Genomic DNA, 11,023 nt, shown 5'->3' with positions numbered 1-11,023 from the left:
TCAGTAACTAGGTACTATCCAGCTCATTCGCATATGGATGTAAAGAAGAGGCGTAACCCTAAATAAGGAAGACAACGCTTCAAGGAGGTTAACTACGACCTCTATCTGTACAATTATTATCTCACAAGAAGTGTGAGATAGTAAAGAAAATATAGTTTTTAAACTATGACTTTATTATACGAGGAGGTAAATATGGCAAGAAGGAGAAGAAAAAGACCTATATTTGAAATGGAAATTGAAGAAGTTATATTTCCAAATAAAGGTGTAGGTAGATATAAAGAAAATAAAGTTATAGTTAAAGGTGGAATAGTAGGACAAATTGTTAAAGTAATGATTACTCGGAGAAGAAAAGATTATTATCAAGGGAAAATACTAGAAGTAATAAAAAGGTCACCTATAGAAGAAACATCAAGATGTCCTCATTCTGATAGATGTGGAGGGTGTATGTATCAGACCTTAGATTACTCTAAAGAGTTAAAGATTAAAGAAGAATTAGTTATGGAATTATTTAATGAAGAGAATTTACTAGATATAGAGTTTCTAGGTATAGAACCAAGTCCTAGAGAAAATGAATATAGAAATAAAATGGAATTTACCTTTGGTGATGAAGATGGAAAATTATCATTAGGACTTCATGCGAGAGGTAAATTTTATGAAATAGTAGGAGTAAAGCACTGTAATATTGTAGATGAAGATTTTAGAAGGATTAGAAATGAAGTTATAGAATACTTTAAGGAAAAAGAAATTCCTCATTATCATAAGAAACGACATGAAGGTATTTTAAGACATTTAGTAGTCAGAAAAGCACTATCAACAGGAGAAATATTAGTAAATTTAGTGACTAGTTCTCAAGGGGAATTAGATTTAGAAGAATTAATAGAAAAATTAAAGACTTTAGAATTAGAAGGAAAAATAACTGGTTTTCTTCATACTATTAATGATAATCTAGCAGATGCTGTTAATGTAGATAGGTTAGAAGTGCTGTATGGAAGAGAATATTTAATAGAAGAAATACTAGGATTAAAGTTTAAAATATCTCCTTTTTCTTTCTTCCAAACAAATACTTTTGGAGCAGAAAAGTTATATTCAATAGCTAGAGAATTTGCAGGAGATGTTGATGATAAGGTAGTATTTGACTTATATTCAGGAACAGGAACTATTTCGATTATAATGGCTCCACTAGCTAAAAAGGTAATAGGTATAGAAATAGTTGAAGAGGCAGTAGAAATGGCAAAGGAAAATGCAAAGCTAAACAGATTAGACAATGTAGAGTTTATAGCAGGAGATGTATTAAAGGAAGTAGACAATTTAAAAGAAAAACCAGATTTAATTATAATAGATCCGCCAAGGGATGGGATAAATCCTAAAGCTATAGGGAAAATAATTGATTTTAACCCAGATAAGTTTGTCTATATTTCCTGCAACCCTGTAACTTTAGTAAGAGATCTAAAAGAATTTGAAAGAAGAGGATATAGGGTTAATAAGGTTAAGTTAATGGATATGTTCCCGAGAACACCTCACGTTGAAGCAGCAATTCTGATGACATATTGTGGTTCGGACAAAGAATAACAGGAATCAGCCACAACATGTAGTGGTTTGAGTACGAAAATTGGGTCAAAAATCGGCTAAAAAACACCATTTTTTGACCCTTTAAAATAGTGCATTTGACAGATGACATTGGATGATTGGGGATATTTGGGGAGGAAATGGTTATATTTGATTGATATATTGATAAGGGAATTATATACTATAGAATAAGTTATATCGAAATAAAGTTAAAAGATAAGGGGGGTATTAAATGGATTTTCAACATGAATCATATATAGTTCTTGATTTACCAAGTCCAGTAAAAGAAAAAATATATGATATTAGAAACTATCATAAAGATACACTGAGGGCCTCATTACCGGCTGAAATAACTGTGGCTGGGTCAAGTGGTGTTGGGGTAATTGAACCTGGACAAGATAAAGAGGTAGTTTTTAATACGATAAAAAACATAGCAATGAACACAAGTCCAATACTTGCTTCATTTAAAGAAGTTTTAAGGTTTCGTGGTACAGACTTATTTGTATTTACCCTAAAGAACGAAGAGAGATTTAGATTGTTACACGAAGAAATAATAAAATCTGGTATTAAATTTAAGCCTAATAGATTTCCATATAAGCCACATTGTACCTTAAGAAGTAGAACGCCTATAACTGATAAAGAAGTAGAAGAAATTATGGGAACTAAGTTATCGGATCAATTCATACTTGATACAATTTCAATCTACATGGTTGATAAAATTCCTTTGAACAGGCTATATACTGTTAAACTTTCAGGAAAATAATTAAAAATTATTAAGTAGCAACATTTATATTTTTTTATCTACATAAGAGAAAATCTAAAAGGTATTTATAAAGAATTAATAATAAAAACCATAAGTGATAAAGGAATTAGATACTATAGATAAACATTAGTGGATGAATATGCAGTAGAAAGATAAGGGTAGAAAGAGGGGAACAATATGCTCGAAAGATTAAATAATTTTTTAAATATTTTGATTGGTTCACTTATTGGCGTATTTATAGCCCATTTCATATATAAATATTCTGTATTTAAAAATCTTGATTTTACAAAACATCCTGATTTATATGAACTCCAATCAATACCTTGGTATACAACCGTTATAATATATGGATTAGCCATTGCTTTGATTATATTTATTGCAATTATTATCAAACTCTTAATAAAAAAGAAAATGAGGGATATTTAGTCATGAGTTTATAGCCTATATGACACATCATTTATAAAATATGTTACAGTTATAGTTATGAATAATACATCAAATATCATTTGAAAGTGGGTGAAATCTCGAAATGGGAAAAAAACGAATTAACTCCTTGGTGCAGTTATAATATCTGATAGTAGATTGTGCCAAGGCTTGTTTTAATATACTATCAGCATAGTTAACTGTACCAATTTTCTAACAAATAAAATGAGAAAAGAGGGATAGTTATGGACTATGATAAATTAAAAGAACTTTGGAGAGAAGAAGAAAGAAATGCATTCAAAGGATGGGATTTTTCTCATTTAAAAAATAGATGGTATGATGAGAAATTACCATGGGATTATAAGGAGATATTAAAAGAATATTTAAAATCAAATCATAAATTGCTTGATATGGGAACCGGTGGAGGAGAATTTTTATTAACTTTAAACCACCCCTATAGGAATGTATCAGTTACAGAAATGTGGGAACCAAATGTTAAACTATGCAAAGAAAAATTAGAACCCCTTGGAATTGAAGTAAAGCAAGTATTTGATGACAAAGAGTTACCATTTGAAAATGATACTTTCGATATGATTATTAATAGACATGAATCTTTTAATGTTGAAGAGGTAAAAAGAATATTAAAACCCGATGGCATTTTTATTACACAGCAAGTGGGTGGAAAGAATAACGAAACTTTATCTAAGGCTCTGTTAAAGGATTTTAGTTCTAGTTTTCCAGAGAATACATTAGATACAAGACTAAAAGAAGTAGAAAAAAACGGGTTTGAGACTTTTTATGCGCAAGAATTTTTTCCATTCCTGCGTTTTAAAGATGTAGGTGCAATAGTTTATTTTGCTAAAATCATTGAGTGGGAATTTCCAAATTTTTCTGTAGATAGTTGTTTTAAGGAATTATGCGAGTTGAATGAAGAAATAAAAGCTAAAGGATACTTTGAAAGCATCGAACATAGATTTATTATAGTTTGTAGAAATCGTAAATAATATAAGGTTAAATTAAGACATACTTTCTCTATTATCTGCAACTAATAGGTAATAAGAAATATAAATAATATTTACAAAAGTGTAAAACTAAAACCAAATAATAAAATAAAAATGGCGAAGTTTAGGTCAATCAAGACCAAATAAACTTCGCCATTTTTTTATGCCCAAAAACAGAAAGAAAGGATTGAGAGAAATGTCAAAGTTATTTATGTATGGTACATCCTTGGAAGGAATAGAGCAGTTAATGGTTATGGTGCCTAATTTTCAATCAAGGAGAAGTGGTATAGTCATTAATAATTATTTTAACTGTCAAGGGGGTGATAGAGATTGTAAGCTTAGTGTGATTAATGTTGATGATAGTTGCAAGAACTGTGGATATAATGATTTAAATTTCAAAGTCAATGTGGATAAGAAAAGATACAAGGATTTAGTAATGGATTGCTTTGGAAAGATAAAAAACAAATTCTTAAGGGATAGATTAAAGGAACTAAGTAAAAATTTTAAAGGAGAAGTGTTTTTAATCACCAGCACAAGGAAAGATTATATAATTATCTTCTAGAACGAGATCTAAATATCCATGATATATCATCAAGATTTATTGCTATTCTATTTTTACTTACTGCCGATGAAAGTTTATGGAAGCTTTCAAAACATTTAATAAAGTTGGATGGATTTGGTTTAAAAGAAATATGTCTTCGAGATATAGATACTGGTGGCTATGCTCTATATCAAACTGCCAAGACCCTATCAACTGGGAAGGAGTGTATAAGGATTAATGAGCTGGCAGATAGGGAATTAATAGATGATTATATATTTAAAGTAATAATTAACTCTGCCCTAATCAATAGATATGGTGCAGGGTTATTTTTAATTACTAAATAGAATGGAGGAAGAAGAACTAGAAGAAGTGTGTAATGAACTAGGAATAGAAATGACAACAAAGCCAAACTGCTATATAGAAAGCAGTAGGGATGAAAGATTTTCAAATATAATGGCTAATAAAAATGTAAATATAGATGAACTAAATTATCTAGTGAAAAGATTTGATGGCCTTGGTCCAAGGGAGATAGAAAAGTTCTATGCAGCATCCTTTGTGGAAGAAACTAAGTCCATGGTAGATTTAATAAACTTAAGTTTTAATTTACATTGCTATAGCCTAATAAATAACTTTAGTGACTTTAATAAGCTGGGGAAAGATCTATATTTAACTGAGAAGATGGCAGTAGCTAGTAAAAACTAGAGGAACTAGATGGAGAAGCTTATGCTATGGATGTAATAAAAAATAATAAGACTGCTAGGGTAACTCCCTATGGTGTCCTATATAAAAATTCAAATGAACCTGAGCAAGTATATAAAGGAAAACAATTCCCCCCCCTATGGTGGAAAGAATCAATGGCAACTCTTGAATTAAAGGCAAAGAATCAAAGTGAATTCATATATCTTCCCTCTTCTGATATTGAAATAGAAAAGGCTCTAATGAGATTAGGAGTATCTTATATTCAGGACTGCAAGCTTAATATTGATATTTATAACTTGCCTAATAAGGTATTAGAAATGATCCCTGATAGTGACAGTATAGTAGAAAGGCTAGATACATTAAATAAAGTATCAAAGAAATTTATGGAAATTAAGGAAGGTGTAGAATATTTTGAAAGACTTATGGACTATGTAAATCCAAAAACAATTGATGAAGTTTTATTGCTAGCAAATTCCATGTATGAATTTGAGATCTTTGATGGAATAAAAGATGCAGAGAGTTATGGAAGGCATATGATTTGAGATTCAGGACATTTTAAATATGACCATAACTTAGAAGATTATATTGATTTTAAAAGATATGGGCAGGCAAAAATGACAAATGAAACTGGAGGTTTCACAGATAAGGGATATATTATCTATCGCGGATACAATCAAAATATGTCAAAGTTCCTATCAGAAAATCTTGGTATGAAGATAGATGAAATAAAAGAACAAAAGATATTGAAATTATATATGCCCCTAACTGTTACAACCTATGAAATAGAAAATCATTATGATTATAGGGAAACACTAAATGAACCTTTGGAGTTAGGTAACTATGAGATAGTTGAATATATTGATGAAATTCTTGATACCATAGAAAGGGATAAGTTACCTGATGAGAACAATAGAGGCTTTATGCATTACTACGATGGGCATGATAGTGTCAATGCCAAGGTAGCCAAATATGGATTCTCAGTAGAAATGGTAGAAGATGAGTTGATGGGTGTAGCAGTACTCACATTAAATGAAGATTTGAATAAAAATGAGCTTGAGAAAATAAAGGATTATATAATCGGACAGGCTTCAGATGGTTAGGGTGAGGGTTTTGAACAAAGGGAGATAAGTGGGTAGGTTATACTAAAGAGGACAAATAAATTTCAAACAATGATATAATAAAAATGATATTAAGATAAAATTCAAATTAGAGAATGGAGAAAATCAAAATGGATGGAACAAAAAGAGATAATATTAAAATAGGCTCATCAGTCTTAGTCGTTCAAAAACGAGATCAAAAGACTGGAAAACTAACAGAAGGAACTGTAAAAAAGATACTTACCAATTCACCAAAACACCACCATGGAGTAAAGGTAATGCTGAATAATGGTACTGTAGGTAGGGTAAAGGAAATACTATAAGATTTTGGGATTTTAATCTTGGGAAGGTTATTTAAATACATTAAAGAATGTTAGGTTCTATCATGTTCAGAGACTTATTATAGGCAGTACTTGGATTTACTTTATGATTATGTTGCCCAGAAAGGTGGTTTATAATTAATGGATGATAAAATGAAATTAAAGCAATGGACAGATATTAATAAAATGGAATTGAAACATTTATATTATGAAAAAAACTTGTCAGATCAAGCTATTGCTGAAATGTATGGTGTTACAAAAATCAAGTTAGATATAAACGCAGCAAATATGATATTTCAATAAGAAATAAAATTATTGATGACTTTACCTCCTATGATAATGAACTTTTTAGAGATTTAAATAATGATTCTAAAAATAGACTTTTAAAATCAGAAAACATTAAATAAATATATGGTAAATCGATTAGCAGGAACTTTGCTTGCAGTTTACAAGAATAAATGGTTACAATTAGAATTATTTCATGAATTTCTAAAAAGGTTTGGCGATGAATGAGACCCAGCTGAACCAGATATGGAAGACTTAGATTTAATCTGTGAAGAGAATATCAAATTGATAATAAATAACCTTTTTTCAAACAAAAATAGTAAAAGAAAATTTATCGGTGTCTCTTTTGCAAAAACAATTGAAATTAGATCTAGGTGAAAGCGAAGCAATAGTTTTAGCAAATAGTATTGATGCAGACTTGATTATTATAGATGAGAGAAAAGCAAGAAGAATAGCTAAAGATATAGGGCTAAATGCAACTGGTACTCTAGGAATATTAGTTGAAGCAAAGCAGCATGGGTTAGTCAAGGAATTAAAACCCTTATTAGATAAACTTATAAAAGATGAGATTAGAATTATCAAAAAATTATACCAGGATATTTTAGGGCAGTAAATGAATAGTTTTCATTGTTTTGTAAGAAAAAACTATTGAACAAATTGTAATGAGCAAAGCCTTCAAGGTGCTAATTCATTTTGAAGGCTTTGTTGTTTATAATTCTGTAATATACACTTCCACCAGGGGGATAATGTCACTCCATGACATCATTATTGTACTCTCAAGGCATGTGGAGACTATAGCGTTACTACAAAGAGAAATTATGTAGAAATCCTTTTATATAATACTAAAGCTGAAACGGTGAATTGGAGTATTAGATAGAAAACATAGATAGGCTATACTAAATATGACAATTAAATTCCGAACAATAATATATCGATAAAAATATTGAATTTTAAAATACCAAATGAAATTGTAGAAGATTATTTCCCTAGAGTAGAAGTAGGGTAAATTCAGTAGTATTGTTTCTATTGTATATAAGATATGATATAGTAAAAGTTAGAACATTAATCTAGTAAGGCTAGTATTAATCTATACTAACAAGTAGTTTTTAGAAAGCTTATGAGCTAATTGGATCTTTTAAAGGGGGGAATTATTAAAGATTATAAATCTTTGATAATAACAAAATGAAAAAAAGATTATTTAATAGGGAAAACGTTTGGAAAATGCTAGGATTAATAGCCTTTATTGCAACAGGGGGGGGCTTAATTGTTTCAACAGCAATTAACGAAGATAATTTTTATAAGACAGAAATTTTAATAATTTTTGGATGCTTCTTTGCCACTAGCCTAGTAGACCATTTTAGAAAATTGATGGAAAGAGCGATGAGAACGAAAGTTAAGAAAACAAGTTTATATGTTTTAATATGTTCATTTATAGGGGTTACCCTAACATGGTTTATAAATCACAAAATGGGCTATGGAGCAGTTATCGCTAATGGCTTAGTAGGTGTCATGGCCGCCACATTTCTTCCAAATTATTTAGCTGGTATAGTATATACATCATCCTTTGTTGGCATGAGCTCCTTGGCAGTAATACCCTCTATGGCAGCAGCTACCTTGGGAAGCCTTATAGTAGGATTGGTTTTTTTGACTACTGCGGAAATTTATGAGGGTATTGGTGGAAAAGGTGGAACTACGGCAGCTTTGTCCACAATAATTACTAGGGCTATAATAAAGATTTTTAGCTAGGAGGTATTCTGTGGAAGAAATTATTATTTTAATAGTATCAGTACTTGCAGGTATGGCAACCTATTTAATATCCAATATTTTAAAAAAAGGTGCAGTTATGGCCTCTGCTATTATAACCTTAGTTTCGGGGCTTATGCTACCTTACTTTTTTCCTGAAATGGGTGGAGTATTAGCAACGGCTGCAGCCTGTTCATCCTATGCAGGAATGATTTCTGTGGAGAATGCACTAAATCTTTTAGAAATGGCTGTAATATCCTTAATGACAGGAATACTATTTATAGCCGCCAATAGTGCATATACTGGTATAGGGGGAAGGCTAGGCACAATAGCCGCTATATCATGTTTTGCGTGGTTAGGATTTAAAAAGGTATTTGTAGGTATAGATGAATAATTAAATAGATATATTTTTATTATATAAAGTACTAATAGGAGGGGTTAAGGTGGAGGAGGTAGTTTATGAAAATCAGCAGAACAAAATTAATAGCATACTGTGGGATGATAGCATTATTGGCTAGTATGATTGTGGGGCTATTAGGGTTTTCAAATACTACAAAGGATATAAATAATATCAAAGATCAGCTATTAAAAAAGCATGTTGAAAATAATATAAATTTAACCATGAAATATATTAACAACTCTTATGGCACCCTAACACAAGGAGATGGAACCCTGCTAGATAGTGATGGCAATAGTATAAAAGGCAGATTTGGGGTTGTTGATACTGTTTTAGAGGACTTGGGGGATAAGTCTACTATTTTTGTTAAAGTGAATGATGATTTCCAAAGAATTTCGACAAATATTATGTCTGATGAAAATGAAAGGGCAATAGGCACATTTCTAGGACCCGACCATAATGCCTATAACACCGTAATAAACGGTCATTTATATATAGGAGAAGCTGAAATATTAGGAGATAACTATTATACAGCCTATCAACCTATAAAGGATCAAAATAGCAATGTAATAGGACTTTTATTCGTTGGTATGCCAATGGAAACATTAGATAATATTACAAAAGTACATGATGTAAAGATGAGCAAAATCAATATATTAATTATTGTACTAAGGGCTATATCGCTAGGTTCTTTAATTGCTTTAGTAGGTGCATCATTGGTAGGTACAAAAATGAGTGATACGGGTACAAAATGAAATCACCATTATCTAATAGATTTCCCTTTGAATTTTTAGGCTATTGTGATTTTATATTTTTAGCAATCCTCTTTCTTTAATTCTTAATTTTAATAGTTTAATCTGATTATGTGTTATATTTTTATTCACTATATTTTCAGGCTTGCTTATTATAAATAAAAGGTAAGCCTGAAAATTTTTCTATAGGTATATAAAAACACTTAATACTTTTTATTAGTAATATTAAGTTTTAACTGAAGATTGGCTCCAATAATATGGAAACATATAATTAATATAATTTAAAATAAAGTCAACACTTTTCACTTCCCATTCGTTTAATAGATAGAAGGATAAAAAGGAGGGGTAGATTGATAGATAAATTATATACAGATTATTATAATGAACTTTTGTGGTACTGTATCAATCTCTCCAGAAATAATACTTCTATTGCAGAAGACATAGCCCAGGAGACTTTTATGAAGGCTTTGGAAAATGCCCATATTCTTAATAATTTAACTGAAGGCCAATGCAGGTCTTGGTTATATAGAACTGCTAAAAATATCTTTATTGATAGGGTAAGGCGCATAGCAAATCAACCAAGGGTAGAGGAAGAATTATTTAGGGAAGACGATTTAAGCCAAATTTTAGTAGGTCAACTGTGTGCTGGACTACCAGACCATGAAAGGACCTTGTTTTGGATGAGATATATAGAGGGATATTCCTCTGTTGAACTTGGGAAAATATTTGATTTATCCCCATCAACCATAAGGTCAAGATTAGCTTCTGCAAGAAGGAAAATATCTAAAATATATTTTATGGAGAAAGGGAAAGGTGATTAGTGTGGAAAAGAAAAAATTAATAATTAATTCGGCTATTTGCGATGCAAGAAATGTTTCAGAAACAACACTTGATGCTTATAGGGAGATAAGCATAAATGCAGCTACTATACTAGTATCTAGGGAAAGCAAGGAACTTATGGCAGGATATAATGTAACCATGAACACAGCAGAGGTGACTGAGGTTCTAAAAGATGCAGAGATTATGGTACAAAATGGTTCATATAAAATTACTAATGGTACTATATTTTCAAAACCCATAGTATTAATTGTAAATGGAAGTTTAAGTATAGAGACAAAATCCCAAGAAGTATTGGATAAAATTATTTTTATCCAGGTAAATGGTTCAGCTTCTTATCCATCTGATATAAAGGATAAACTACCTATTATCAAGGTAAAAGGAAGCATAGACTCCTATCCTGGGGATGCTATCAAATTGAAGAGTAGGTTAACTATGGATAAAACCTTTATTTTAAGGGCAAAGGGTGAAAAATACTATGTAAAAAGTAAGGTGGTTATTCCGGACAAAGATTTGGATATAGCCTTGCTAAAAGATATAGGGGCTACTTTTATTACAAGAAAAGCTATTATAGCTGAAGGCCTATTAGAAGAAGCCGT

17 protein-coding genes are annotated in these 11,023 nt (G+C 30.7%); all 17 read left to right on the top strand.

Features of this window, described 5'->3' with window-relative positions; genetic code table 11:
- Positions 1–192 precede the first annotated feature (192 nt).
- Positions 193–1,569 carry a 23S rRNA (uracil(1939)-C(5))-methyltransferase RlmD gene (gene rlmD / locus VK071_10760; GenBank protein HLR35790.1) on the top strand — a complete coding sequence of 459 codons (1,377 nt, stop codon included), beginning with the start codon at positions 193–195 and terminating at the stop codon, positions 1,567–1,569.
- A gap of 229 nt (positions 1,570–1,798) precedes the next feature.
- Positions 1,799–2,329: a 2'-5' RNA ligase family protein gene (locus VK071_10755; GenBank protein ID HLR35789.1), complete on the top strand. Its 531-nt coding sequence runs from the start codon at positions 1,799–1,801 to the stop codon at positions 2,327–2,329.
- 177 nt (positions 2,330–2,506) lie between these two features.
- Positions 2,507–2,755, top strand: a complete 249-nt coding sequence (locus tag VK071_10750; protein ID HLR35788.1) for a hypothetical protein — start codon at positions 2,507–2,509, stop codon at positions 2,753–2,755.
- 242 nt (positions 2,756–2,997) lie between these two features.
- Complete coding sequence (locus VK071_10745) at positions 2,998–3,756, top strand: methyltransferase domain-containing protein (GenBank protein HLR35787.1); 759 nt, start codon at positions 2,998–3,000, stop codon at positions 3,754–3,756.
- Between the two features lie 193 nt (positions 3,757–3,949).
- Complete coding sequence (locus tag VK071_10740) at positions 3,950–4,315, top strand: hypothetical protein (protein ID HLR35786.1); 366 nt, start codon at positions 3,950–3,952, stop codon at positions 4,313–4,315.
- A 104-nt stretch (positions 4,316–4,419) separates the two neighbouring features.
- On the top strand, positions 4,420–4,638 hold the full coding sequence (locus tag VK071_10735; protein ID HLR35785.1) for a hypothetical protein: 219 nt from the start codon (positions 4,420–4,422) through the stop codon (positions 4,636–4,638).
- 1 nt (position 4,639) lies between these two features.
- On the top strand, positions 4,640–4,996 hold the full coding sequence (locus tag VK071_10730; protein HLR35784.1) for a hypothetical protein: 357 nt from the start codon (positions 4,640–4,642) through the stop codon (positions 4,994–4,996).
- Between the two features lie 26 nt (positions 4,997–5,022).
- Positions 5,023–5,535 carry a hypothetical protein gene (locus VK071_10725; protein ID HLR35783.1) on the top strand — a complete coding sequence of 171 codons (513 nt, stop codon included), beginning with the start codon at positions 5,023–5,025 and terminating at the stop codon, positions 5,533–5,535.
- A 72-nt stretch (positions 5,536–5,607) separates the two neighbouring features.
- Positions 5,608–6,093 (top strand): hypothetical protein, encoded by a 486-nt coding sequence (locus tag VK071_10720; GenBank protein HLR35782.1) that lies wholly within the window; start codon positions 5,608–5,610, stop codon positions 6,091–6,093.
- A 128-nt stretch (positions 6,094–6,221) separates the two neighbouring features.
- Positions 6,222–6,413 carry a YwbE family protein gene (locus VK071_10715; GenBank protein ID HLR35781.1) on the top strand — a complete coding sequence of 64 codons (192 nt, stop codon included), beginning with the start codon at positions 6,222–6,224 and terminating at the stop codon, positions 6,411–6,413.
- A 138-nt stretch (positions 6,414–6,551) separates the two neighbouring features.
- Entirely contained in the window at positions 6,552–6,713 is a 162-nt protein-coding gene (locus VK071_10710) for a hypothetical protein (protein ID HLR35780.1), read from the top strand.
- A gap of 340 nt (positions 6,714–7,053) precedes the next feature.
- Positions 7,054–7,308, top strand: a complete 255-nt coding sequence (locus tag VK071_10705; protein ID HLR35779.1) for a DUF3368 domain-containing protein — start codon at positions 7,054–7,056, stop codon at positions 7,306–7,308.
- A 569-nt stretch (positions 7,309–7,877) separates the two neighbouring features.
- Positions 7,878–8,441 (top strand): hypothetical protein, encoded by a 564-nt coding sequence (locus VK071_10700; protein ID HLR35778.1) that lies wholly within the window; start codon positions 7,878–7,880, stop codon positions 8,439–8,441.
- Positions 8,442–8,451: 10 nt separating this feature from the next.
- Positions 8,452–8,832 (top strand): hypothetical protein, encoded by a 381-nt coding sequence (locus VK071_10695; protein HLR35777.1) that lies wholly within the window; start codon positions 8,452–8,454, stop codon positions 8,830–8,832.
- 65 nt (positions 8,833–8,897) lie between these two features.
- Positions 8,898–9,590, top strand: coding sequence for a Cache 3/Cache 2 fusion domain-containing protein (locus tag VK071_10690; GenBank protein HLR35776.1), 693 nt, complete (start codon positions 8,898–8,900; stop codon positions 9,588–9,590).
- Positions 9,591–9,937: 347 nt separating this feature from the next.
- The gene (locus VK071_10685) at positions 9,938–10,408 is read left to right on the top strand and encodes a sigma-70 family RNA polymerase sigma factor (GenBank protein ID HLR35775.1); all 471 of its coding nucleotides are present in this window, start codon (positions 9,938–9,940) and stop codon (positions 10,406–10,408) included.
- A 1-nt stretch (position 10,409) separates the two neighbouring features.
- Positions 10,410–11,023, top strand: a 614-nt coding sequence (locus VK071_10680; protein ID HLR35774.1) for a hypothetical protein, incomplete at its 3' end; no start/stop codon positions are given.

The organism is Tissierellales bacterium, from assembly GCA_035301805.1.
Classification (GTDB): Bacteria; Bacillota; Clostridia; order Tissierellales; family DATGTQ01; genus DATGTQ01.
This window is presented reverse-complemented; position numbering and strand designations above follow the sequence as displayed.

Bases quoted from the DNA above. Each gene is read 5' to 3' on its own strand.
- VK071_10715 (HLR35781.1), top strand. From the start codon at position 6,222: ATGGATGGAACAAAAAGAGATAATATTAAAATAGGCTCATCAGTCTTA.
- VK071_10690 (HLR35776.1), top strand. From the start codon at position 8,898: ATGAAAATCAGCAGAACAAAATTAATAGCATACTGTGGGATGATAGCA.
- VK071_10750 (HLR35788.1), top strand. From the start codon at position 2,507: ATGCTCGAAAGATTAAATAATTTTTTAAATATTTTGATTGGTTCACTT.
- VK071_10710 (HLR35780.1), top strand. From the start codon at position 6,552: ATGGATGATAAAATGAAATTAAAGCAATGGACAGATATTAATAAAATG.
- rlmD (HLR35790.1), top strand. From the start codon at position 193: ATGGCAAGAAGGAGAAGAAAAAGACCTATATTTGAAATGGAAATTGAA.
- VK071_10725 (HLR35783.1), top strand. From the start codon at position 5,023: ATGGATGTAATAAAAAATAATAAGACTGCTAGGGTAACTCCCTATGGT.
- VK071_10740 (HLR35786.1), top strand. From the start codon at position 3,950: ATGTCAAAGTTATTTATGTATGGTACATCCTTGGAAGGAATAGAGCAG.
- VK071_10730 (HLR35784.1), top strand. From the start codon at position 4,640: ATGGAGGAAGAAGAACTAGAAGAAGTGTGTAATGAACTAGGAATAGAA.
- VK071_10755 (HLR35789.1), top strand. From the start codon at position 1,799: ATGGATTTTCAACATGAATCATATATAGTTCTTGATTTACCAAGTCCA.
- VK071_10745 (HLR35787.1), top strand. From the start codon at position 2,998: ATGGACTATGATAAATTAAAAGAACTTTGGAGAGAAGAAGAAAGAAAT.
- VK071_10700 (HLR35778.1), top strand. From the start codon at position 7,878: ATGAAAAAAAGATTATTTAATAGGGAAAACGTTTGGAAAATGCTAGGA.
- VK071_10720 (HLR35782.1), top strand. From the start codon at position 5,608: ATGACAAATGAAACTGGAGGTTTCACAGATAAGGGATATATTATCTAT.